Origin of the sequence: Paenibacillus pasadenensis DSM 19293 (assembly GCF_000422485.1) — a bacterium.
Taxonomy (GTDB): domain Bacteria; phylum Bacillota; class Bacilli; order Paenibacillales; family Paenibacillaceae; genus Paenibacillus_O; species Paenibacillus_O pasadenensis.
This window is the reverse complement of sequence record NZ_KE383857.1, coordinates 1-23,193: the sequence shown is the minus strand read 5'-3', so window position 1 is coordinate 23,193 and position 23,193 is coordinate 1. Positions and strand designations below refer to the sequence as shown.

At 52.0% G+C, this 23,193-nt stretch carries 21 protein-coding genes and 2 pseudogenes; 1 reads left to right on the top strand and 22 read right to left on the bottom strand.

Annotated elements, in window-relative coordinates:
* Nucleotides 1-72 precede the first annotated feature (72 nt).
* Nucleotides 73-1,032 (bottom strand): NAD(P)/FAD-dependent oxidoreductase, encoded by a 960-nt coding sequence (locus H582_RS29120; RefSeq protein ID WP_052333559.1) that lies wholly within the window; start codon nt 1,030-1,032, stop codon nt 73-75.
* A gap of 303 nt (nt 1,033-1,335) precedes the next feature.
* Between H582_RS29120 and H582_RS0122370 the strand changes: the two genes are divergently transcribed.
* A complete protein-coding gene (locus tag H582_RS0122370) occupies nt 1,336-2,547 on the top strand; it encodes an MFS transporter (RefSeq protein ID WP_028600315.1) in 1,212 nt (403 codons plus the stop codon).
* 709 nt (nt 2,548-3,256) lie between these two features.
* On the opposite strand, the gene H582_RS0122365 is transcribed toward H582_RS0122370, so the two are convergent.
* The 21 genes and pseudogenes from H582_RS0122365 to H582_RS29100 form a co-directional block, all read right to left on the bottom strand.
* Nucleotides 3,257-3,712: a VOC family protein gene (locus H582_RS0122365; RefSeq protein WP_028600314.1), complete on the bottom strand. Its 456-nt coding sequence runs from the start codon at nt 3,710-3,712 to the stop codon at nt 3,257-3,259.
* A gap of 443 nt (nt 3,713-4,155) precedes the next feature.
* Nucleotides 4,156-4,332 (bottom strand): hypothetical protein, encoded by a 177-nt coding sequence (locus tag H582_RS32255; protein WP_156876719.1) that lies wholly within the window; start codon nt 4,330-4,332, stop codon nt 4,156-4,158.
* Between the two features lie 648 nt (nt 4,333-4,980).
* Nucleotides 4,981-5,860, bottom strand: a pseudogene (locus tag H582_RS33390) (IS30 family transposase).
* Nucleotides 5,861-5,879: 19 nt separating this feature from the next.
* Complete coding sequence (locus tag H582_RS29115) at nt 5,880-6,227, bottom strand: histidine phosphatase family protein (RefSeq protein WP_052333558.1); 348 nt, start codon at nt 6,225-6,227, stop codon at nt 5,880-5,882.
* 672 nt (nt 6,228-6,899) lie between these two features.
* The gene (locus H582_RS30520) at nt 6,900-7,352 is read right to left on the bottom strand and encodes a RidA family protein (protein WP_052333557.1); all 453 of its coding nucleotides are present in this window, start codon (nt 7,350-7,352) and stop codon (nt 6,900-6,902) included.
* Between the two features lie 200 nt (nt 7,353-7,552).
* Complete coding sequence (locus tag H582_RS32250; RefSeq protein ID WP_127464526.1) at nt 7,553-8,110, bottom strand: hypothetical protein; 558 nt, start codon at nt 8,108-8,110, stop codon at nt 7,553-7,555.
* Nucleotides 8,111-8,348: 238 nt separating this feature from the next.
* On the bottom strand, nt 8,349-8,801 hold the full coding sequence (locus H582_RS32245; RefSeq protein ID WP_127464525.1) for a hypothetical protein: 453 nt from the start codon (nt 8,799-8,801) through the stop codon (nt 8,349-8,351).
* 205 nt (nt 8,802-9,006) lie between these two features.
* A complete protein-coding gene (locus tag H582_RS31420) occupies nt 9,007-9,720 on the bottom strand; it encodes a class I SAM-dependent methyltransferase (RefSeq protein WP_164820162.1) in 714 nt (237 codons plus the stop codon).
* A 234-nt stretch (nt 9,721-9,954) separates the two neighbouring features.
* Nucleotides 9,955-10,548: pseudogene (locus H582_RS31415) on the bottom strand (alpha/beta fold hydrolase); the annotation flags it as partial.
* A 39-nt stretch (nt 10,549-10,587) separates the two neighbouring features.
* Nucleotides 10,588-10,866: an alpha/beta fold hydrolase gene (locus H582_RS32240; protein WP_127464524.1), complete on the bottom strand. Its 279-nt coding sequence runs from the start codon at nt 10,864-10,866 to the stop codon at nt 10,588-10,590.
* Nucleotides 10,867-11,171: 305 nt separating this feature from the next.
* Entirely contained in the window at nt 11,172-11,330 is a 159-nt protein-coding gene (locus H582_RS32235; RefSeq protein WP_156876718.1) for a hypothetical protein, read from the bottom strand.
* Between the two features lie 519 nt (nt 11,331-11,849).
* Entirely contained in the window at nt 11,850-12,314 is a 465-nt protein-coding gene (locus H582_RS31410) for an NUDIX domain-containing protein (RefSeq protein ID WP_084137542.1), read from the bottom strand.
* A gap of 749 nt (nt 12,315-13,063) precedes the next feature.
* Complete coding sequence (locus tag H582_RS32230; RefSeq protein WP_127464523.1) at nt 13,064-13,690, bottom strand: hypothetical protein; 627 nt, start codon at nt 13,688-13,690, stop codon at nt 13,064-13,066.
* Between the two features lie 488 nt (nt 13,691-14,178).
* Nucleotides 14,179-14,448 (bottom strand): hypothetical protein, encoded by a 270-nt coding sequence (locus H582_RS32225; RefSeq protein ID WP_127464522.1) that lies wholly within the window; start codon nt 14,446-14,448, stop codon nt 14,179-14,181.
* Between the two features lie 78 nt (nt 14,449-14,526).
* On the bottom strand, nt 14,527-15,000 hold the full coding sequence (locus H582_RS0122350; RefSeq protein ID WP_028600313.1) for a DinB family protein: 474 nt from the start codon (nt 14,998-15,000) through the stop codon (nt 14,527-14,529).
* A gap of 31 nt (nt 15,001-15,031) precedes the next feature.
* Nucleotides 15,032-15,949, bottom strand: a complete 918-nt coding sequence (xerA, locus tag H582_RS29105; protein WP_084137552.1) for a site-specific tyrosine recombinase/integron integrase — start codon at nt 15,947-15,949, stop codon at nt 15,032-15,034.
* 192 nt (nt 15,950-16,141) lie between these two features.
* Complete coding sequence (locus tag H582_RS33195) at nt 16,142-16,270, bottom strand: hypothetical protein (protein ID WP_255309745.1); 129 nt, start codon at nt 16,268-16,270, stop codon at nt 16,142-16,144.
* Between the two features lie 196 nt (nt 16,271-16,466).
* Nucleotides 16,467-17,138: a DUF998 domain-containing protein gene (locus H582_RS0122340; RefSeq protein WP_028600312.1), complete on the bottom strand. Its 672-nt coding sequence runs from the start codon at nt 17,136-17,138 to the stop codon at nt 16,467-16,469.
* Nucleotides 17,135-18,442, bottom strand: coding sequence for an alpha/beta fold hydrolase (locus H582_RS33020; protein WP_240479061.1), 1,308 nt, complete (start codon nt 18,440-18,442; stop codon nt 17,135-17,137). Before H582_RS33020 ends, H582_RS0122340 begins: the two co-directional genes overlap by 4 nt.
* Nucleotides 18,443-18,485: 43 nt before the next feature.
* The gene (locus H582_RS0122330; protein WP_028600310.1) at nt 18,486-18,806 is read right to left on the bottom strand and encodes an ArsR/SmtB family transcription factor; all 321 of its coding nucleotides are present in this window, start codon (nt 18,804-18,806) and stop codon (nt 18,486-18,488) included.
* Between the two features lie 194 nt (nt 18,807-19,000).
* Nucleotides 19,001-22,774: a family 10 glycosylhydrolase gene (locus H582_RS29100; RefSeq protein WP_127464521.1), complete on the bottom strand. Its 3,774-nt coding sequence runs from the start codon at nt 22,772-22,774 to the stop codon at nt 19,001-19,003.
* Nucleotides 22,775-23,193: the final 419 nt, after the last annotated feature.

The following is a 23,193-nucleotide window of genomic DNA, read 5'->3' as shown; positions in this document are numbered from 1 at the left end:
AAAGACGAAAAGAACCGCTCCGTAAGGGCGGTTCTTTTTCTGATCCTGCAACGCCCCGTTCCTCCCAGCCTCTCAGCCCTTGCCCGCCACATGCTCCACCGCATCCCGCAGCGGCTGCAGCAGCTCGCTGCCCTCGCGGCGGACGAGGCTCTTGTGCATCCAGATCGCCGCCTGCGAGCCGTCGCCCATGGCGATCGACGCCTGCTCCGAGTGGGCGAGCACGTCGCCGGCCGCCCACACATGCTTCACGTTCGTCATTTTCGTGCGCGGATCGGCCTCGATGTGGCGGTTGGCATGCAGCTTCACGCCGAGCTGCTCCGCCAGCTGCGAGCGCACCTCGTTGCCGCCGAAGGCGACGAACGCGCGGCCGCCCTCGATCCACTCCCCGCCCGCCAGCCGCACACCGCGCAGCTGGTCGCCTTCCGCGTCCAGCTCGGCGATCGGCTCGTCCACGATGCGGATCCCCTTTTCCCCCAGCTTGTCTCGCAGCTCCGCCGACACCTCCTTGCGTTCATGGTTGATGTACACCAGATCCTCGGTCCAATAGGCCAGGATGCGAGCCATCGAAGCGCCGGCATCGCCCGAGCCCATGACGATCGCGCGCCGTCCCGTCAGCTCGTAGCCGTCGCAGTCCGGGCAGACGTAGACGCTGATTCCGAGGCATGGCCGCAAGCCCTCGAGCGGCGGCAGCCGGTCCATGACGCCGGTCGCGAGCAGCAGCCGCCGGCCCTCGTACGTCTCGCCCGACTCCCCCTGCACGGCGAAGCCTTCCCCATCGAGCGCCAAGGCGCGCACCGCCTTGTCCTTGACGAAGCGCACGCCGGCCTTCTCCGCCTGGATTCTCCCCGCCTTGCGCAGCTCCGGCCCGCTGACGCCGTCGGTCCAGCCGATCAGGTTGTGGTAGCGGAGGCAGAAGCTCGAGCGTCCGTCCTCCGAATCGACGACAAGCACGCGGTGATTGTACCGTCCGAGCTGCACGGCGGCGCTGAGCCCGGCCAGTCCGCCTCCGACGATGAGCGCATCATATCGCATCGGTTCCTCTTCCTTTCCTCTCCAGCCTGTTTCCGTATTATTACCGAATCGAGGCGGCTCCTAATCGGACCTTCTGCCGGCTCGGCCAGCCGGCCCGCTCTTTGGCGGATGCCCGTTTTTCCCGTCGCGGGTTGGAATATCCAGAGGGGAGGAGTACAATATAGAGGACGGAAGTGTGCGGATTAGGTTCATCTCGTCTCCTCGGAGACGGTTTTTCTTCGCGTTCGGAGAGGTCGTGGAGCCTCCCTATTCTCGGCTACGATCCGGGTCCGGCCAGCCCTGGAAAGGATCTGAAGCGCCTTTATGGCAGACACTTATTTATGGAAGCGCAACTTGATCGTCCTATGGACCGGCGTCTTTTTCTGCAGCACCGCTTATTCGATCTCCATCCCCTTCATGCCGATGTTCCTGCGCAACGATCTCGGCGTCACGAGCCATCTGACGCTCTGGTCGGGCATCGCGTTCGGCATCACCTTCCTCGCCAGCGCCCTGATCGCCCCGTACTGGGGTTCCCTCTCGGACAAATACGGACGAAGGCCGATGCTCATCCGCTCCGGCTTCGCGCTCGCCGCGCTGTACATGGCGACCTACTTCGTCCATGATCCCTATCTGTTCCTGGCGCTGCGCATCGGCCAAGGCCTGCTTGCCGGCTACGTGCCCGCGGCGATCGCGCTCGTCGGCACCAACACGCCCGAGAACAAGGCCGGCTATGCGCTCGGCATCATGGCGACGTCCGGGGCGACCGGCGGCATCATCGGCCCGCTCATCGGCGGCGTCGTCAGCCATTACTTCAGCAACCGCGAGAGCTTCCTGTTCTCCGGCTGCATCGTGCTCGTCTCGGCGCTGATCGCCGTCTTTTTCGTCAAAGAGCATAAGTTCAACCGCCAGGCCGTGCGCTCGCCGATCCGCGCCGACCTGAAGGAGGCGTTCTCGAACCGCGTCTTCGTCACGATGCTCGGCCTCGTCGCGCTCGGGACGTTCTCCGTCATGATCCTGGAGCCGCTGCTCACCGTGTACATGATGGATCTCGGCGGCAGCGAAGGCAACGCCAGCCTCGTCGCGGGCTTCGTGTTCTCGGCTGTCGGCATCGCCACGCTCATCGCCGCTCCGCAGTGGGGCAAGTTCGGACCGCGCATCGGCTACACCAACGTGCTCGTCATCGGCCTCATGGGCGGCGGCATCGGCAACCTGCTGCAGTTCTTCGTCCATGACTTCGTCGCGTTCGGCGCGCTGCGCTTCCTGTACGGCCTCTGCTTCGCGGGTGTTTATCCGGCGCTGAACGCGCTCATCGTCAAAGTGACCGCCCCGGAATTCCGCGGCCGCGCCTTCGCGCTCAACCAGTCGGCAACGCAGCTCGCCACGATGATGGGCCCGATCATCGGCGGCGTGCTCGGCGGCATCCTGCCGATCCGCTGGGTGTTCGTCATCAACGGCGCGATGCTGATCGGCGCCGCGCTGCTCATCCGCAGCCGGCACCTGGAGCGGCACGCGGTGTTGGCGGCGAAGAGTTCTTAGCTGTTGAAGTGGCGGATTCCCTCGCCTTAGTCGATGCTCCTGTTGGCGGGAAAAGAAAGAGAGCCTTCCGAATTATCGGAGGGCTCTTTCTTTCTTCGCAACCGAAGCTGCGCGCTGTAATTCCTAAAATGAAAAGAAACGATTCACGACCTTGTTTCCTTTGGATGTAGTTTCTTGTGGATTCTCTTTATGTGTTTATTGGGTTGAAACTTGCTTCCACTTGGAAGAATGGTTACCCAGTTGTTGTTGCTTGAGGGAAATACAAATCCTTTCAGCCACGCTTTTCGCAACAACTGAACCCCTTCATCCTGATCTGTAGAATAGCGCTCATGTCTTCTCCCCTGGTTGATTCATGCATTAACCCGATGCGTAAAAGACTACTAAAACTCTTAACGCCGTTCATTTCTCCAATAATCTATTTCTGATTTGCGTCAGCACGCTTGGGTCCGATTCTTGTGGATGCATCATCAATGTTATAAGGATAGTAATAAGAACTGCCAACATCCACGAAAAACTTTTGGTAGTAGATCCGTCAAATCTTTTCGTTAGAGATGAACAGATATAAAGAATAGAGACATTAACCAAGATCGTAAATGGAATTGAAAGTATTCTTCCGAGCCCCGTATAAGGAAAAAATTTGATTAATAAATAGAGACTAATGAGTGTCGGAATTAAAGATACCAGGATAGAAATCCATCTTTTTTTCATATTATTTTTTACCGAGCTGCTCCGCCAACCCAACTAGAATCCCTTCGACGCCACGAATGTAGCAGAGCCGATAAGAGTCGCCGTACTGGACCACTTCGCCGACGAGTTCAGCCCCGTGCTTGCGGATCAGGCGAGAGACCAGCTCGTCTATATCTTGAACGGCAAACATGACCCGAAGATAACCGAGCGCGTTTACCGGAGCCGCCCGATGATCGGATATCGTAGGCGGAGTGAGGAATCTCGAAAGCTCAATTCGGCTATGGCCGTCTGGAGTAGCCATCATGGCGATCTCCACGTTTTGATTTCCTAGCCCGGTTACGCGGCCGGCCCACTCTCCTTCGACATTGGCTCGCCCTTCAAGCCTCAAACCGATTTCCTCGAAGAAGGCGATGGCAGTATCCAAGGATTCAACGACGATGCCGACATTGTCCATTCGGAGCAGGTTGTTGGTTGTCATGAAATTACCTCCTATGAAATCTCATTCATGTCAATTCCGCTTTCCAATTTCACGACTCCTAGGTTAGTCAATTAATAATCATCAGAGGTATAACTCTTTTGGCGCACTGAGGGCATTCCAAGGAGAAAGTCTTTTTGAATTCCTTCATATACGAATATCTCCCCATAAAATTAGACCATTCTTCACCAAGAAACTGGTCATGGGAGAGTCTGTTTAGTTTAGCATTACAGATTTTACATTTATGCTTTTTTAAAAAATAATCCTTGATTTGATCCAGGGTTAGTTCTACTTCATACGATCTATTATTCCCATATCTAGCGAGAACGAATCCAATTCCAAAAATGACAATTAGAAATATAACCAATAAAATAACACAACGGAGTCTGGCATTCTTTACTCTCCTTATAATCAATGCATGCTATTAGGATCGTCCAAGTGTCTCATTACGCCCATAGAGCTATAACAACGATCAATCCAACGATAGATAAACCTATTCCCATCAGGGTGCCTAGAAGTTTGATTTTTCTTCTCTTTTCTTCATCATATCTTGCTTGGCGGTAGGCTCCGATAATAAGCAGAGGTGGACCTACAACTGGACCTAAAATCACGAGATATTCCATGATCCCCTTGCATTCGTTCAACCAATTCACCTTGTCGCTTACTCTCAATCCTCCTGCGGACACGGCTGTCAATGAAAACAGCCCCATCCCAAACAGGAGTGGTTTTGAGTAGTGTTTTCTCTTGAAAATAAAATAGAAAAACAAAATTATCGGTGGAACAAAAGAGACAAAAAGAAAAATTGGAAGTGGAAGCGATTGATAGAGGTTAATAATGATTAACATTCCTTTATTAAATGAATGGTCTATCTAGATCAGGGAAATGTCTGACTGCTTTTCCCTCCGAACACTGCTTCGAACATTCCGAAAAATAGATGCAGTCGGTCTTGCTTCTTCCATCTCCCATTCACTATATCACAATTACTAGAAATTAATTGAAATCCCTAATCTATTGGCCTCCCAATTCCTCTTCCATAAAAAAGCTCGCCCCTTCGGACGTTTCGGTTCCCGAAACGCCTGTAAGGCCGAGCTTCGCCACATGCCCTGCTATCCAATATCAAAAAGACTGCCTCACCCTTAGCCGGGCGGCCGCGTCCTCGGTCGACAGAAACTCTTCCAGCTGCGTTATAACAATTCAAGGCTGTTTACAACATTTTTCTTTTGATGACAACCCATTTAGAACTAATGGATTGTCAAGCTAAGTGCTACACCTTATCCATGAAGGCTGGACTTCCAGTCAAAGCATTTTCTTGGGCGACCACTGATGAGGCGCAGGGCTTCGTTTAAATGCTCTTCCGTTACCGCGGCGAAGTCGTGCCCCTTGGGAAAGAAATCCCGCAGCAGACCATTGGCGTTCTCGTAAGAGCCACGCTGCCAGGACGAGTACGAATCCGCAAAGCGGACACTTCACTCCGTGCAGGGATTACAAGCGTTCGTAGCAAGCAAATCCCTTGCTCCGATCGGTCCTAGCGGTTTGAAAGGTTCCCTTTGGGATACCGAGCGGCTACGGACTGGAGGGCGGCTTCCATAGAAGCCGCCTTCCGATCAAGCATGAGGACGGCCTGATACAACCGCGTCTTGCGTTCGATGAACGTAGCCGCACAAGCCTTTACCTCGGCTGGACACGACGGTGTCCAGTTCCCAATGGCCATACGTGCTTCTGGTGCGAACGACCTCCGGGCGCTAGCGGATCGGGGTGCCGCCGAGAAAGCGTCCGCGTGATCAACCGGATTGCCTCGTTTGCCTTTTCGGCGAAGGATGCGCACCTCTCCCTCTGCAAGACGTCCCGCATAGATTCAGCGGTAGATGATCCTGAAGCAAACGAAGGGCTTCCCTTCCGCTCGACGCTTCTCGGCGATTTGCCCCGGCGACCAGGCCTCCTGCAGCCGCTCCTTGATCTCCTGCGCCAGTTCTGGCGTGTACGAACCGACGGCATGCAGCAGGCCCTGCGCTCTTCATAGGACCGCTGCGCGGGCTCAGCCCGCTATACACCGGATTCATCATGGCCACGCTTTAGTTCACGTGCAATGAGGGAGTGGTGGCGACCCATCTGATGACCAATTCTCCGAGTCGACCATTTGAGACAAATCAGCGCTTCTAGTTGCCCGCGCTTAAGCTAAAATGGGAGTAGCTGGGTTCTCTTGTAAATGGTCGTGTCCAAACGATTTCTTTAGAGCCGGCATGAAGTATTCATCCGAGTTGACATCGTCTGAAAAATGTCTCTCTCTTAAATCCTCATCCGTTTTGATCTCCACACCCAACTCCTTGGCCAATCCCTCCAAAGTGAGCACGGCTCGAGCATAAGGACTGGATATGATTCTGTCTATTCCTTCGCCCCTCAGCATGCTTGTTATCGTTTCTGCATCCAAGCTTCCCTTTGAGGTCAGGCCTCTCGTTCTTTCATTTCCTTCTGAATAGGACGACTCTGCATGCCTGACCATGTAGATGATGGTGTTCATTGAATCCTCCTCGGAAATGCCTGGCATCCTTATCCCGTACTTAGCTAATGGGAGTAGGGAAAAGATCCATATGGGGATAAATTCCAACCTTCATATTGAACTTTCAATAGAGCTGCAAAAGGGACTTATTTGATTTGGTTCACATTTTGCGGCGAAACTAATTTCAAAGAAAAAATATGTCCACAGTCTTTACATGCAACAGCTTGGATAACGGAATAATTCCTCGTGAATGGGAGTTTTCTTTGCGATGTTATTGTTGTAAAAACGACACCACCAAAACCTGTTGAAAGCTTTCCCTCTATAGTATTTTCTGAATTACATATTTCACAATTCATAATAATTGTGCTCCTTGCTCCTCCATTTATACACTGAGCTATCTATCATCTCATGGAGCCATCGGAGTAGGATAAGCGTACATCGAAGCGCGATTTCTGAGGTTTGAGTGATTTTCTTATCGAGGTTTCACCTAACGTCTTACGCATTCACGAACCCGAAAGGCTTAAGCTGCCGTGCGATCAAACGAAGTTATCGCCACGCCGGGTCCAAGACTTAGTCTCGCAGGTGTTGTCCGCTGAATTCGCTTCTCCGAACTGCCTCCGACGGACCGAGGGAGCGACAGCGACCGATGCGTGAGTATGCCCTAGCCCTCTTGATTCGCTCCAATTGGTCTTTCTATTCTTCCACCTCAAAGATGGAGTCTACAATGATCGGAAGATTGCCCCTCACAGAAGTTGCCCCAAAAACAGATCTTGCATGTATTCCTTTATCTTCAAAAACTTCGAACATCAATTCCGAAAATCCATTTAATACTAAGTGATGCTCCTCAAAATCTGGCTCGGCGTTCACAAACCCTTGAACCTTCACTACTCTCTTTACTTTATCTAATGAACCAAGCCCCTCTTTGAGTACGGCTAGCACTTCTATGCCCGTCTGCCGTGCAAATTCGTAGCCATCTCGGGTATTATAATCTTTCCCTAACTTGCCCTTGGGGTTCCCGCTTGGTCCTTTTCCAGAGACAAACAACAAGCCATTCACAATTACAAAGTTTGTATAACTGGCTGCCGGATTACTTGCAAGCGGAAGTGTAATCCCTAGGCATAGCAAATGCTCTTCAATTTGTCCCATCCTTGAATTCGCTCCTTTACAATATCTCGCTGGGATTTCACCTAACGTCTTACGTATTCACGAACCCGAGAGGCTTAAGCTGCCACGGCGATCAAACGAAGTGATCGCCTTGCCGGGTCGAAGACTTAGCCTCGCAGGTGTTGTCCGCCGAAACCGCTTCGCGAAATACCTCCAGCGGACCGAGATGCGTGAATGCGGTGTTATGTGATGCCTGTGCCTTCTCTGATTCGCTTCAATATATCCACAATTAGATAATCATCATCGACTATATCAACTTCATATACCTCTTTTATTTTTAAGATTTTGCTATTAAGTTCATCATCAGACAATAAAAAATCATACAAAGAAGATTCATCAGAAATAAATAAGTCATAGTAGTCCCTATCAAAAATGTCTCTAAAGAAACTCACTGCTTCTTGTTCATAACTTTCAATTTTTTCAACACTCGCAAATCTGACTTCTACGATTGCTCCTGGTCTCGGCAATTCAAAACCTTCTGATTTATAGTTCTCAAATTTTGCCTTCAGATTTTTTAGGGCTTCTTCCTTTGTATGTCCGACACCATTCATCCAATACCAATTAATTATTCGAGATACCCATGGGAAGCTAAGTGCATTTGCTTCTGTTATTTTGTCTTGTTGTCTACACTCTAAATATTCAATTGGGTAATCAACAAAATCCCAGTCTGATCTGGTAAATGAAAAAATCCACTTATATATTCTTTTATAAGGACGAGTAAGTCTTGTTACTTCATTCATTAATTGTCTCCTTTACTAAATTGCACAGGTTTCACATAACGTTGTTGTGTTCACGAACCCGAGAGGCTTAAGCTGCCACGACGATTTAGTGAAGCGATCGTCGGCCGGGGCGCCAGCCTTAGCCTCGCAGGAGTCGTCCGGCTGAATTTACCCTCGGCTTTTCCTACATCGGTCAGGACCAAGGGCGAATGCCCGCAGCGTGAACACGGTGTTATAAGATTTTGCCGCCTACCTTGAGTTACATTCTTAAAATAGATTCTCTATTTCTTTTGTTAGCAATAATTAAATTTCCCAATGTCTCTTCTGTGAATTTAGGCACTATAATTTCAATGCTGTTTTGTATTATTGCATAAGATAACCATGATTTTCCTTGAAGTCTATTCTTGACTTCTTCTCTGCAAACAAAAAGTCGTTTAATATCTTTAGGAAGGAGAGTTAGTTTCAAAATATCACTAGCTACTTTATCAATCTTAGCCCCTTTTAAATCACTTGCTAAGTAAATTTCGACTGCAAATCCATCTCCAAATCCATCAAGTTCAATATGTTGGTTGTTGTTATAATTGTATCTGTACTTATGTTGAATATTAATTAATCGATCTTCTTTACTCTTTAAATAATTGTTGAGCCAAATGATTACTTCGACTTCGGCATTAGTATATTCCATTGAACTTGATCCAGAGTAGATAGACATAGGTTTTTGCTCCTTTAATTTTTATTGCGGCAATTTCTTATAACGTTCTTGTATTCGCGACGTCCATCCCCCTTAGATAGCTCTTATCTTAGGGGGATGGATGTGTCCGGCTGATCTCGCTTCCTGAATTGCTTCTGCCTGACCGAGGGCAGAATGGCCCGAAGTGCGAATACGGTGTTAGGTGATGTTATTGCCTTCTTCGAAATTACTTGCAGGGTTTCCTTAGCTTTATTAGTTTTATATATCCTGCACCTTCATGTTCTTCATCACTTTCAAACAATTCAATTTTAAAATCTGTGTTCTTGATTTCATTAAACAAGTCACTTTCTGTAAACCAACGCACATAACCATTCCCTGATGGAAAATTATCGCCTCTCTCCAAAATCCCAAATTCTGATGCAGGACTACTCAAATAATGCTCATCCTTCGCATCATCAATATATTCATCCGGCACTATATTCTGAGTAATAATGCATGTTCCACCTTGCTTTAAAACTCGATAAAATTCCTTCAGATTTTCATTACGTAATTCTCTTGTCGGTATATAGCATAGAATCTTAAATCCTATTAATGTATCAAATTCTTCATCCTGATAAGGCAACTTTATTCCTTCTAAATTCAAGAAATCAATGTCAAGGTTTCTCTTCTTGGAAATTTCACGAGCAACTGATAATAATCCTTCACTAACATCGATACCCTTCACTCGATATCCACGTTCGGCTAAATAAACACTAATTCTACCTGTTCCGCATCCAACATCCAGAACAGAACTACCATCCGGCAATGAATTCAGTAGGTATTGTTCTGCTACCGTGGGGCCTTCAATAAACTCATGAGTGTAATGAGATATTTGTTCAGGTCGATTGAACCATATCCTCACAGACTTGAGTAAAAAATCTTGCTCCTTTGAAGTACTCATAATCATTCCCCTCCGGATATGCTGGATTAATATTGTTTTGCAATAATTTCACCTAACGTTGTTGTATTCACGAATCTGAGAGGCTTAAGTGACCCGAGGGAGCGGGTCCCCGCCTTAGCCTCGCAGGAGTTGTCCGGCTGAGTTTACCCACGGCTTTTCTATATCGCTCCGGACCAATGGCGAATGCCCGCAGCGTGAGTACATTGTTAGGTGAAGTTTATGCCGTCTTCGATTCTACCTACTAATCATCTCTTTAATTGCCATTAGAACAGAGGCTGGTTGTTCAAGATGAATATTATGATAAGAATCTTCAATAAAAATATGCTTGATATTCGAAAACAATTTGCATAACTTCTTTTGATCATTTTTCCAGGAATCATTCATCCTACCCGCGGATAATAAAATTACTGGAATCTTATCATTAAAATTCCGAGTAGCAACAGCTCGGCAACTAGTCTCTATATTGTAATATTCATTATAAATTGCCGCGTAAGCATCACTTCTGAATCCTAATGCTAAATAGTTTTCGGGAAAATACCGATTCCATACCGGCTGCTTAAGTAGTCTAGGAATGCCAATCACCGATAGCACGTAGCCTAACTTATATTGTTTTAGAGCTCTTAAATACTGACCTCGTCGTTCAGTATCTACATACTCTGATAAAAATCGATATTCATTGGTTGGATCAATAAGTATCAGTCCTGAAACTTCATTAGGATACAAGAGCGCATATAATCGCATATTTAATCCGCCAAAAGAATGCCCGACTAAGTAATAAGGGGGCTTTAACCCAGCCTTTTTTAATAACTCTCTTAGATCTTCGACGCATTCACTGCTAGTGGTGGTGTTACGCTTAGCACACTGACTTTAACCATAGCCTGCTCTATCATATGCAACAGTAATTGCATCACTAATTAATTCCTGTTGTAGATGATTCCAGTCTAATGAGAAGCCTCCCAAGCCAGAATCAAACACGACAGTATGCTTCCCTGTACCTTGAATGTTTACATGTAATGTATGAGTACCAACCGGATAAAGTCTACCTAATTTATTAATTTTACTAATATCTTTTTTTTCTTTAAGCTTTTGAAAAATTGTGAGTGGGAATAAGAATCCCGCCAAACTTGTTCGAATGATATTAATCATCTACGAATCTCCTCACATTTATGCAGTGCATTAATTTCACCTAACGTTGTTGTGTTCACGAACCCGAGAGGCTTAAGTGACCGAAGGGAACAGGGCGGAGCCTTAGCCTCGCAGGAGTTGTCCGGCTGAATTTACCCTCGGCTCTTTTACATCGGTCCGGACCAAGGGCGAATGCCCGCAGCGTGAATACGGTGTTATGCGTTGCTTCCGGCTTCCTGATTTACCCTCGCTTGTCGTCCTTTATAGTTCTTTACTCTGTTAAATCTGTAATGCTGTATAGCTCTTTGAACTGCAAATCTTAACTATTATTTTTCAACTATCACTAAAGATAACGATGCGTTACCTTGTCCATTGCTCATTGGTTTTTGACTTATGACTTTCCATCCTTCTGATAGCAACTGATTTAATTCATCAATATTATTTTTCTTTCCAGTAAGAAAATATATAATGATTGCCTTTTGCATTTATTCTATCTCCATCTCATTTTTATTATTGGTGTTATGCTTTCATTTGGACTCATGTTCTTATAGATCTCCTTGGAAGTTTACGCATAACGTCTCGTGTGTTCATGACGTCCGACGGAGTCGGATGTGTCTGGCCAATCTTTAGCCAGACCAAGGGCCGTATGGCCCGCAGCGTGAACACGATGTTATGGGTTTGTCGGGGCCTTCTTCGAGTCCACCTTCAATTAATCTTTTGATCCCTTTAGGCTTTTCGTATTTTCGTGTTGGTTTATCGTGTTGGTTTTCAGCACTGTAGCTCTTTTGCTCTTTACGTTTTTCAAGCCTTGCCTTGTTAAGCCTTTCGTGTTTAATGCTCTATACCGGTTTGCCCCGATTACCTATAACGTCTTACGCATTCACGAACTCCCTTAGGGAGTTGTCGCAGTAACCACTTCTTCGAACCTACTTCTGCGACCGAGGGCGTCAGCCCGATGCGTGAATGCGGTGTTATAAGATGTCCCCGACTTCTTTGATTTACATTCAGAATCTGTGTGTTGTTTTATTATCTCTTTTATTCAGTCGGTATTTTTTCAGCTCATATTTATCTTTGATTTGATTCCATTCAGCATACATTTTGTAATAAATATCTCCATAGCCCAGGCCATCAGGTAAGGACTTACAAAATTTGATTTCAGCTATTTCATAGTCAGGCAACTCACCAAGTTCATATATTCTCGCGTGAAAGTTCATTCCATAACTTCCGTTCATCAGATAAATGCCATAAGGGGTTAAATCAACATCAACCGCACCTGTCTCTTCATACAATTCCCGTCTAGCCGCTTTGAGTAATGGCTCATCCAACTCTCTCTTCCCACCTGGAAGTTCCCATGTGTTTCTGGTTTTATTTCTAACAATGACGAGTTCATCTCTATACTCAGCCAACAAAACTACATATTTAATCTTTTCATGTTCGACTTCAGTCAATCCAAAAGAAGATATCTCCATAGAAGTCCCTTCTTGCTTTAATAATGTTTGATTTGTTTGTTGTCTTTGCGGGGATTTCTTATAACGTTTCGTATATTCACGACGCCCGGCGAATGCCGGGTGTGTCCACAGCAACCACTTCTTCGAAACAGCTTCTGGGACCGAGGGCGTAGCCCGATGCGCGAATATGGTGTTATCTGATGCCGGTGACTTCTTTGAGTTTCTCACAAAATTCTTTAATATATCATTTTCTTAATTACACTTATTTCTTTTTATCTTTCTTTTTAAACATTTTTCTTATTTCCATCCTCTTTTAATTGATATTATTTGTACTTCTTTTCATTTTCTTTCCAAATCTTAACTTCGAAGGCTGCCGCTATAGCTGTTGTTACAATAATTAATCCGATGGTAAATATCTTGAAGTAGTATAAAAGCAGACCCATCGAAAGGACCCCTACCATCGTTCTAAATAAAGTAAATACAAAGCCTCGTTGCCTATGCTTACTCCAGGAATTGAACTGTTTTTCATTCATGATTTATCAACACACCTTAATCAATTTCAAGATAATATAGTTCTTTGCCGGTTTCAGATAACGTTCTTGTGTTCACGAACTCGAGAGGCTTAAGGCGACCAACGGGAGCCGGGTCGAAAACTTAGCCTCGCAGGGTTGTCTGGCTGACTCCACTTCCCCGACCACTCCTCGGCCGGACCGAGGGCGGCAGCCCGAAGCTTGAACACGGTGTTATCTGAAGTGCACATCTTCGAAGGCTTAACTATCACGTTTGTTCAGTTTTATCTGTAATCTCCCATTACTTCTTCTCTGTAAGTCGTCAGTGAATTTCACAATACACTCATTTACTATCTTTTCTATTCTATGGAAATAGTCCTTACAGACTTCTAGTATATCTGTATCCGGAAACTCCTCAATTCCTCTAACTACACTATCTACTTTACCTCTGAACCTTACTGTTCCGTTGTCGAGAACCCCGTATGTCTGAGAGTCTGTAGATTCTTCTATAGTCTCTATCGTGAAAGTAACTGACTTCCCATGAAATTGTTCTAGACTCTTTTCAATTTCTTTAGTCATTTCTTCATTTGGTATTCCAAGATTCATTAGAATCTTTGTTAACAATGGATCGAACTTTTCACTTCTCACCCTAATCTCATTTATTTTCTTGAGGAATTGTTTCTCTTCTTGTGTCGGATCGAGTGAAATGTACCATTGTTCCCATCCGTTAAGTTCAGAGTATTCGGCTCTCATTATCCATAAGACCGAACGAGATGAACTAATAAATGCACTTAAAAAGTAGTCAAAATCAGGATCTTTATTTTCGTTGGATACTAATAGATCTAAGAAAAACTTTGCTTCATCGAGCTTTCTCTTTGTTCTCGTCATCTTGAATATCACTTCCTTCATAAATATGTGCATTTCAGATAACGTCTCGTGTGTTCACGACGTCCGACGGAGTCGGATGTGTCTGGCCGATCTTTAGCCAGATCAAGGGCCATATGGCCCGCAGCGTGAACACGATGTTATGGGTTTGTCGGGGCCTTCTTCGAGTCCACCTTCAATTGAACTTTTAATCCCTTTAGGCTTCTCGTATTTTCGTATTGGTTTATCGTGTTAGTTTTCAGCTTTATAGCTCTTTCGCCTTTTACGTTTTTCACGCCATGCCTTATTAAGCTTTTCGTGTTTATTGCTCTATACCGGTTTGCCCCGATTACCTATAACGTCTTATTTCTGTATTTCTAAATATTCACTGCTATCCGGGTATCTCCGAACTCTTACGTGAACACCTGGCATTGTCATTGCTATTAAAAACTGGAACGCTCAAGTTGTTTAGCAGCCTTAACCCGGTCCACAGATGCGATATATTCAATTGATCATTGAGTATTATCCAATTTGTTTTTTTCTTCGAATTCCCTTTTTCTCAAATCAACTTCTTTAACATAATTTTCATAAAACTTTGAGTTGATAATGAGGCCTGCCATTCCCAAAACAGCGATTAAAGCACCAATCCAATAATTCAATGATAAATCAACATCATAAAACCCGTTTCGAGGAACAAGTTGTTCTGCAATTTTAGAGCTTGTAATTATACAAGCACCTACAATGATGAAGATGTAGGAGAAAATAACGTTGATTTGTTTCAAGTCTTCACCATCCTTAAGATGTGTTTTCTCCGCTATTCGTGCTTTAATCAGAGGATTTACGAACACGGCCCCTCGTTCCTATCTCCTCAAAAACAATATATAGTCCGTCCCGACACCGGGATGTCCCAGCGAACGCAGGATCGTCGTAATATTCCCTCGGTGATAAGCGCCGTGATACAGAACGTGCTGGAGAATCTCCGCAATCGTGCTTTGAAACTCCTTGCCGGCTGAATTGCGGTACGAAACGACTTCCTCCGCGTTCGGGCTGCCCACCAAGAAATGCCGTGTGTTTTCGTGCAATCCCTCAAACGCCAAGCGAGCCTGCTCCACCGTCTGGAATGGACGTGAAGTCAATGAAGGCGCCGGCTCTCCCTTCAGACGGGCAAGCCAAATCTCTTCCGCCGCGGCCAGATGGCCCAGCACTTCCGCTAGACTCGAGAAGCCGAGCTGGACTTCCTGGGTCAGCGTACCGGCGGGCAATGTTTCCAGATGCTTCAGCACCTGCATCGAAGCCCAAGCATGATACTCATAGTCGTCATGAAGTCGGTTCATTCCATCATCTCCTCCATTCTCCTGCGAGCCTTCATTCTTCAAGCCCGATCCCGTCCAAAGGACTCCGGATCCGGCGAACGTCCCGGGTGCCGACATGCGTGTAGCGCTCGGTCGTCCGGCTGCTCTGATGGCCAAGCAGCTCCTGGATATAGCGGAGGTCGGTTCCATTCTCAAGCAGATGGGTGGCGAACGAGTGGCGAAGGGAATGCACGCTGACAGGCTTGCGAATGCCCGCACGGCTCCGTACCTGCTCGAACAGCTTCTGCACGCTGCGCTCCGTAAGATGCCGACGCCCGTCCTGTCCCGGAAACAGCCAGTCTCCGGACTGCCCGCTGCCGACATAACGCTCGACCGCTCCCCGAGCGATGTCCGAAAGCAGCGTGATGCGGTCCTTGCGCCCCTTGCCTTGACGTACGGTGATGGTCCTGCGCTCCAGATCAAGGTCGCGCAGCCGGAGCCGGACGACTTCGCTGACGCGCAGTCCGGCCGAGTACAGCAGGCAGAGGATCGCGCGATGCTTCTCGTTGGAGACGGAGCGGAGCAGCTGCGCCACCTCGCCGGTGGACAGGACGTTCGGGAGCTTGTGTTCCTTCTTCGGCCGCACATAGGCGCTTGCTGCGTCTTCGCCCTCGATGTTCTTCCTATAGAATTTGAGGGCGCTGATCGCCTGATTGACGAAGGAGTGGGACTTTCCCTCCTCCAACAGCTGCAAGGAGTAGGCGCGGACGCTGATGCCCGGCGAATCCTCTACCGGATCATGGCTCGTCTCGCCATCCCTGACGTTCTCCCCCTTCTGAAAAAAGCGCCGCACATGCCCGGTGTACGCCCGGATCGTCTTGGGACTGCAGCCTCGGAGCTTCATATCCTCCACGAACCGGACGAAGTCGGCCGAGCGACCGCCATTCCTTGATCGGCCGTCCAGACGGGAACCGCCAGCCGGCTCTGCCATCGGCAAGCCAGCTGGCGCAACCGGCGGAGATGCGGCTGGCCGCTGCGGCAAGCCGCCTCGGCTTCGCTCTTCCAGCTTTTCTTTCAGATACGAGCATTCCTCCAGCAAATCAGGCGCAATGTCGAGACGCCGAATTCTCCCTTGCAGCGTCTCCCACAGCTGCTCCAGGCTGGAGATCGTGTAAGGAATCAGTCAAGCTTTGTCCTCCGGCATCCACTTTCGTCCCGCTACTCCCTTGATGGCTTCAATATCGTTTTTGGCGAAGACGATCGTGTTCAAAGAAATCCAGCGGTCGTCTTTCCTTGCGATCCGTAGATCCATGACGCTTCATCTCCTTCAGTATACTTCGCCTGCCTAAATGTGGAAATAAAAAAAGAGATTCAAGTCCGCCTCGGAAGGAGGCGGTCTGAATCTCCGATGCTTTCGGATAAAAGGATGCTTGTCTTGCATAAATCGGCTAGCCGAAAACAACTTCAGTATACAAGGCAGACCTTGATTTGGAAATAACCCCGCCGCTTCAACGATTCGAATCCAGCCGAGCCAGCTTGGCGGCATGACTTCCCACGAGGAGCAGCCAGGCGACTTCCGTCAAGATCAGGAATCGTCCATACAGACCGGTCCGAACCTCGGGACCGAATTGTCCATCTTGGGGAATTTGCAGCACGAATGCGAGCATCGCAACGATGGCAAGAACCGAACTGGCGATCAGCGCTTTTTTCACAGGCCGCCAAGCCTCGAGCCGCCCTAACGAAAGACTGATGAACAAAGCGGCTGCCGGCGTGTAATCCAGCATCGCCCCGATGGAGTGCATGCTGCCGCTGAACGTGGCGTCATCCGGATGAATGGAGATCGGATCGGTGGCGAAGATGCCCGCGATCGCGACGCCTATGGCGCTGATGCCGAGAATGACAAGCCCGATGGATCCCGCAACCGAGCGGACATGCGGAACGATCGCGAGCGCCACGCAGATTTGCGCCGTACCCAGCAATCCGAAAGCCAGATGCATGATCCAGCCAAAGTCGCCTAGCGCGTATTCACTGATAAAACGCCAGGTTGGATCAAATTCGGGCTGCAGCAGATGCAGGCTGACCAAGAGAACCACGAACAGTCCGCTGGAGAAGACGGATGCAAGCGCGAGCCGGAGAGCCTTCTCCGTCAATGGTTTTGCCAGGACGGGCTTCTGAATCATCGTTCGAAATCCACGACAGCTTGTGCCACGGCTTCAGGGGCCATGATGACTGCGGAATGGTCTTGGCCGGCGAGGGAATGAGCCGTCGCCCTTGGCAGAAGCTCGACAAGCGCGCGTGCCGCCTCATGGAGAAACGGCTCGCTGTTCTCCCCGGTCAGGATCAAGGTCGGAGCGCTATGTTCCCATCTGCCGGCCGGCAGCGGGTTTCCGGATTGCGCCGTTCCCATGATCATCCCATCGTAGGCGAGCGTATGGGCCAGCAGCTCCATTTTGTTCCACGAAGGATCGGCTTTCATGTACCCGATGTATTCTTCCGGTATGCCTAAGGCTTCGGATGCAAAATATTCGACGGCTTCGGATCTCTTTCCAGCTTCGACAAGCGAATTCAACTGGTCGACATAGCCGCCAGGAACAGGCTTGCGGCTGTCGCTCACAATGAACGGCGGCTCGAATAAATAGACCTTCGCGATCGAATCCGCCAGCCTGTTGGCCGCCTCGAGCGCCAATACGGCTCCGGACGAGCTCCCGAACAAGCTGGCTTGTCCGCCGGCGGCGGCAATCAGCGCTTCGATGTCTTCCACCTCTCGGACTGTATCGTAAGGCGCGGTATCTGCACTGCGTCCGCGTCCTCGTCGATCGTAATTGTAAACGGTGAAATGGCCCGACAAGCGTTCGGCTAACGGCTCGGCATCCTGATGATCCGCCGCTGCCGATGAAATCAAGATCAGGGCCGGACCGGTCCCTTGTTTGACATAAGCAATCTTTGTCCCATCCTTCGAAATGACAGTCTCCATTGAGTCCTTGCCTCCCTGTAAAGTTTCCAAATAGTCTTCCAGCCGGTCATAGGCATCCGTGAAGCCTTCGATCATGCCCATCGCCTCCGCGTTGTCCAGCTGGTCGCTGGAAGCGAATCGCGTCACGATGCTGATTTTTGTTCCGCCGCTTTGCGCCTCGAAGGATACGGTCGTATGCATTTCGCTGTCCGAAACGATCTTCCACTCGCTGTCGGCAAAACGGTCGGTGTACACCAGCCTGCTCGGCGCCTCGACTTCATCATAGGCCGCTCTGCAATAGGCGGTCTCGCCGCTGCCGTCATCCGCTTGGAGACTGTAGCGCCACGCTCCTCCTGGCCGTACGTCCATTTCATAGACGGTCGTGGTCCAGCCCTTTGGGCCCCACCACCGGACGATATGCATCGGCTGCGTCCAGCCTTCCCATGCAAGCTGGGCAGGCATCTCAACGGTTCGTTCGATCGTGAGCTCCCTGCGCTCGCGGTCTTTGCGAACGGTCGTTTTTGTTTTCATCGAATATCACCTTTCTCGTGGGCTCGTGGATTGTCCGTGCCTGTCATTGATCCTCCTTCTTGATGGAATCCAGCATTGTCTGCTCAAACGCATCCAGACGCTCTTCCCACAGAATGCGGAAGGAATCAAACCATTCGTCCAGCTCTTGGAAAGGCCCGGCTTCGAGGCTGTAGATCCGCAATTGAGCCTTGCTGCGCGATCGCACGAGACCGGCTTCGCCCAAGATGCGCAAATGACGGGATACTTGCGGCTGGCCCAATCCCAAGGCTTGAACGATTTCTCCTACGGATTTCGGTCCGTTTTTCAGCAATTCGACGATGTTGAACCGACTCGGTTCAGCAAGGGCAAGCAAGGTCAGCTGCATGGTTGTTGTTCTCATGAGCTCAATATATATCAATTCGTGTATATACGTCAACATATATATAAAAGAAGACCATCGCCGCCGCGGCCAAGAGCTGCCTGCCGGAGCGCTTGGCCTGCCTTGCCGTACCGAAAGAAGCCCCGAACGGATTCGTTCGGGGCTTCTTTTCCCATCGTAGTCATGCTGGTACCTCAACGCTACCGCTTCACCACGACTGTCAGCTCGCCGCTCGCCGTCACGCCGGCGGCGTTGGCCAGCTCGACGCGGTAGACGTACGTGCCCGGAGCCCGATCCGCGACGTCGGTGAACGCTCGCTGCGCCGCAGGAGTGTTCGCCTCCAGCGCCTGCGTGTCGATCAGCGCGCCGTTCTCGTACAGGCGGTATTCGGTCGCATTGGTGCCCCACCACAGGTTGGCGGTGATCCGGTAGCGGCCGTCGCCGTCCCAGTTGTCATGCGATACGTCCGGCTTGCCCGGCGCCGCGTCGGTCACCTGCACGGTGAGCGGCGCGCTCTCCGTCGTGCCGGAAGCGTTGCTCAGCTCGGCGGTGTAGACGTAGGTGCCGTTAGGCTTGCCTTCCAGCTCGGTCCGCACCGACTGCGCCGCCGGCGTCCGGTCGTCCAGCAGGACGGTCCGGATGAGCTTGCCGTTCTCGTAAAGGCGGTACACCGTGCCGTTGTTGCCCCACCACAGGTTCATCGTGACGGCGTACTTGCCGTCCTTCAGTCCGTAGGCCTGGCCGCTCGTATCGCTCAGCTGCGGCTTGCCCGGAGCGAGCTTGGCGTCTCCGCCTTCCCTCACCGTGACGGTGGCCGGCGCGCCCGCGGCGCTTTCGTTGTGCGCGCGGTCCAGCGCCGTGACGACGTAGGTGTAGGTGCGGCCCGCTACGGCCGAGTCATCTGCATAAAGCGGCTCGGCGCCGAGCGCGCTGCGGTGCAGCACCGCCTGGATGGCGGATGCTTCCCCGATGCTGCCCGCCTTCGCGCCGTCGAAGCGGTAGATCACATAGCTGGCCGCGTCCGCGGACGCGCTGGCTTTCCAGCTGACGAGCACGTCGCCGCCCGCCTGGGCGGCTGCCGCCGCGCCCGGCGCGGCCGGAGGCTCGGCGTCCAGCCAAGGCATCGCCGGCACGAGCGCCGGATCGCGATGCAGCTCCGCCTGCAGCCGATCGGTTACGCCGAGCGGATTCAGCTCGAACCATTTCGCGCTGAAATACATGCTACCCTTCACGGCCTCGTAGCCGCGGTTCAGGATGATCTGGCCGGGCAGCTCCTCGGGATTGCGCCAGCCCTCGGCATCCGTGCCGACGCGGTAGATCGCCTGGCCGGCGTACAGATGCACGTTTTTGCCCGCGACCTCGCGGCTCCACCAGTCGACCAGCTTCTCGTAGGCGGCCGGCGAGTAGCCCATGTTCCAATAGATCTGCGGCGTGATGTAGTCGATCCACTCCTCGGCGATCCAGGTGCGGGAGTCGGCGTAGATCGCGCTGTAGCTGCTGAGGCCGTTCGTGTCCGAGCCGGTCGGGTCCTCGCTCTTGTTGCGCCAGATGCCGAACGGACTGATGCCGAACTTGACGTACGGCTTCTCGGCCTTGATCGCCTCGCCCATCGTCTGCACGAACGTGTTCACGTTGCTCCTGCGCCAGTCCGCCTTGGCGAGCGTGCCGCCGGACGCCTGGTAAGCCGCGTACTGGACCTCGTCCGGGAAGTTGACGCCCGTCACCGGATACGGATAGAAGTAGTCGTCGAAATGCACCGCATCGATGTCGTACTTGCCTACGACCTCCATGATGCTGTCCCGGATATGCTGCTGCGCCTCGGGAATCGCCGGATTCAGGTACAGCTTGCCGCCGTAGCTGATCCGCCATTCGGGATGGAGCACCGCGACGTTGTTCGGCGCGAGCTTGCTCACGTCGTCCTGGATGCTGACGCGGTAAGGGTTGAACCACGCATGGAATTCCATGCCGCGGCGGTGGACCTCCTCCAGCATGAACGCCAGCGGGTCATAGCCGGGATCTTTCCCTTGCGTGCCCGTCAGCCATTCGGACCACGGCGCCATTGCCGAGGGGTAAAAGGCGTCCGCCGTCGGCTTCACCTGCACGATCGCGGCATTCATGCCGGCCGCCTGCAGCTCGTCGAGCAGCGCGATGAAGTCCTGCTTCTGCTGCTCGGGGTCGGTGACGCCCTTGCGCGGCCAGTCGATGTTGTCGACCGTCGCGATCCAGGCGGCGCGCATCTCGCGCTTCGGCGCGGCCATCGTCTCGCCGACGACGAGGTAGACGCTGCTTGTCTTGCCTTGGTACGTCGCCGTAATGCGGGTCGCGCCCTTGGCCTTGCCTGTCACGACGCCGCTCGCGGCGATCTCGGCGACGGCCGGATTGCTGCTCGTGTAGGCGACGCCTTCGGTCAGCTTGACCGGCGCCGGCAGTCGCGTGTACGTGCCCGTGACGAGCGTCTGCGCGCTATCGCCCGGATTCAGCGAGCGCAGGCTCGCCAGCTCGATCGACTGCAGCACCGGCACCGGATCGGCGACGGTCGCCTGCATCGTCGCCTGCTGGCCGCCGAAGCGCGCCGTCAGCACGGCGGAGCCGGCCTTCAGCGCCTGCAGGCGGCCGTCCGGCGACACGCTCAGCACCGCCGGATCGCTGCTCGACAGCTCGGCTCCGGCGATCAGACGCACGGGGACGTCAGGCGCGGAGGCGTAGATGGCGAAGGCTTTCAGCTCCGCGGCCGCTCCCGTCTCGAGGCGGGTCGGCGCCGACAGCTCGACGGTCTGGACGACCGGCGCCTCGTAGGTGACGGCCACGACCGTCGACGCCTCGACCGGCTGTCCCGGCACCTGCGCGGTAATGATCGCCGTGCCGGGCTGGCCGGCGACGACCGTGCCGCTCGCATCCACGGAGGCGACCGTCTCGTCGCTGCTCCGGTAGGCGAGGCCCGTGGAAGCGAGGCGCTCCGGGGCGGTGCGGCCGGCGTATGTAGCTTCGACGAAGCTCGCTCGCGTCTCGCCCGTCTGCAGCGGGCCGAGTCCTTGAAGCGTCAGCTCATGCGTCGGCGGCGCGGCGGCGAACGCCGTCAGCTGGTCGAAGCGGAGCGCGCCGGCGTTTTTGTTCGTATCCTTCGTCTCGGCGAGGTAGAGCTGGGAGAGCTTGAGCGGACGGGGCAGGTTGGAAGGGATATTGGCGGTGACGTATTTCCAGCCGGTCCAGTTCACGCTTGCCGCCAGGTCGACGACCGACTTCACGCCGGCGGCGTCGATGACCTGCATGCGCAGCCAGTGGTTCTGGCCGTCGCCGTTGACCCAGAGGCCGAGCTGCGCGGCGCTGCCCGGAATCGGCTTGCCCAGCGTCCCGTCGCTGTGGTTGAAGTTGAGATAAGCCGCCGACGTTCCGGTCGTGCCGGTAAAGTCATACGACAGCTTCATCGCGTAGCGGCCATGCGGAATTTCTTCCGGTCGCGCGGCCAGATCGAGGCGCGCCGACACCGCGCGCACCGAGGTGACCTGCAGATGGCTCGTCTGCTCGAACGGGTCGACGAGCGCTTGCGAAGCGGCAGCCGCTTCCAGCGCAGCGGCAGGGGCTGGAGCTGCGGCAAGCGCAGATGCGTCGAGCGCAGCGGCAGGTGCGGGAGCTGCGGGAGCGTCGGGCGCAGCGGCAGGCGCGGGAGCTGCGGCAGGCGCAGGAGCTGCGGCAGGCGCAGGAGCTGCGGCAGGCGCGGGAGCTGCGGCAGGTGCGGGAGCAGCAGCAGGCGACGATTTTTCGGGCGCCTCCGCTGCAAGCGCCGGCGGGGCTTCAAGCTCGGACTCGGCGATTGCCGGTAGAGCGGCAAGCTGCTCGGCCGCATGGGTCGGCAAAGCCGCTAGCCCGGCCGCATCGGCCGTGCCGGCCAGGCCGAGGCCCGGCAGAACGGCGGTCCAGCCGAGCACGAGCGCCGCCGCCATCGGGAAAGTCCTTTTCAACGCATTTTTCAACACCAACTTCACTTCTCCCCTTCCAGTGGCTTTGAAATCGTTTCCACTTTCAGAGTAGTAGATTTATTTTAAGATTTCAATATATTTTGAAATTTAATTTTACTTTGGAACAAAGTTTTGACACTTTGTACAGTCGAGAGCAGCGGATGGGAGCTTTTGCGATTCCGTTGAAGCTCCGATTTTAGGAGGTTCAGCTCCCTCGCTGCGCGCCAGGAACCTTTCCGATTCTGCATCATTGCCCCACGGCAGCGCGCGAAGGATTTTACAGGTGGGCAGGAATCCGGTGCAGAGGCTCGTCGAGGGAGTCGAGAGTACCTTCGCGGGCGGGAATCCGGCCCGGCTTCTCGACGAGGGAGTCGAGAGGGCCTTCGCGTCCTGGAATCCGGCAAAGGGGCTCGACGAGGGAGTCGAAAGTTCCTTCG

What these genes read in the sequence shown, in the direction of transcription:
- xerA (WP_084137552.1), bottom strand. Translation starts at nt 15,949, where the DNA reads ATGGCAGAGCCGGCTGGCGGTTCCCGTCTGGACGGCCGATCAAGGAAT.
- H582_RS30520 (WP_052333557.1), bottom strand. Translation starts at nt 7,352, where the DNA reads ATGGGACAAATTGAAGAGCATTTGCTATGCCTAGGGATTACACTTCCG.
- H582_RS33020 (WP_240479061.1), bottom strand. Translation starts at nt 18,442, where the DNA reads ATGAAAACAAAAACGACCGTTCGCAAAGACCGCGAGCGCAGGGAGCTC.
- H582_RS32245 (WP_127464525.1), bottom strand. Translation starts at nt 8,801, where the DNA reads ATGTCTATCTACTCTGGATCAAGTTCAATGGAATATACTAATGCCGAA.
- H582_RS0122365 (WP_028600314.1), bottom strand. Translation starts at nt 3,712, where the DNA reads ATGACAACCAACAACCTGCTCCGAATGGACAATGTCGGCATCGTCGTT.
- H582_RS29120 (WP_052333559.1), bottom strand. Translation starts at nt 1,032, where the DNA reads ATGCGATATGATGCGCTCATCGTCGGAGGCGGACTGGCCGGGCTCAGC.
- H582_RS0122350 (WP_028600313.1), bottom strand. Translation starts at nt 15,000, where the DNA reads ATGAACCGACTTCATGACGACTATGAGTATCATGCTTGGGCTTCGATG.
- H582_RS0122340 (WP_028600312.1), bottom strand. Translation starts at nt 17,138, where the DNA reads ATGATTCAGAAGCCCGTCCTGGCAAAACCATTGACGGAGAAGGCTCTC.
- H582_RS31410 (WP_084137542.1), bottom strand. Translation starts at nt 12,314, where the DNA reads ATGGAGATATCTTCTTTTGGATTGACTGAAGTCGAACATGAAAAGATT.
- H582_RS32255 (WP_156876719.1), bottom strand. Translation starts at nt 4,332, where the DNA reads ATGGAATATCTCGTGATTTTAGGTCCAGTTGTAGGTCCACCTCTGCTT.
- H582_RS29115 (WP_052333558.1), bottom strand. Translation starts at nt 6,227, where the DNA reads ATGAACACCATCATCTACATGGTCAGGCATGCAGAGTCGTCCTATTCA.
- H582_RS32230 (WP_127464523.1), bottom strand. Translation starts at nt 13,690, where the DNA reads ATGACGAGAACAAAGAGAAAGCTCGATGAAGCAAAGTTTTTCTTAGAT.
- H582_RS31420 (WP_164820162.1), bottom strand. Translation starts at nt 9,720, where the DNA reads ATGAGTACTTCAAAGGAGCAAGATTTTTTACTCAAGTCTGTGAGGATA.
- H582_RS32250 (WP_127464526.1), bottom strand. Translation starts at nt 8,110, where the DNA reads ATGAATGAAGTAACAAGACTTACTCGTCCTTATAAAAGAATATATAAG.
- H582_RS32240 (WP_127464524.1), bottom strand. Translation starts at nt 10,866, where the DNA reads ATGATTAATATCATTCGAACAAGTTTGGCGGGATTCTTATTCCCACTC.
- H582_RS0122370 (WP_028600315.1), top strand. Translation starts at nt 1,336, where the DNA reads ATGGCAGACACTTATTTATGGAAGCGCAACTTGATCGTCCTATGGACC.
- H582_RS32235 (WP_156876718.1), bottom strand. Translation starts at nt 11,330, where the DNA reads ATGCAAAAGGCAATCATTATATATTTTCTTACTGGAAAGAAAAATAAT.
- H582_RS0122330 (WP_028600310.1), bottom strand. Translation starts at nt 18,806, where the DNA reads ATGCAGCTGACCTTGCTTGCCCTTGCTGAACCGAGTCGGTTCAACATC.
- H582_RS33195 (WP_255309745.1), bottom strand. Translation starts at nt 16,270, where the DNA reads ATGGATCTACGGATCGCAAGGAAAGACGACCGCTGGATTTCTTTGAAC.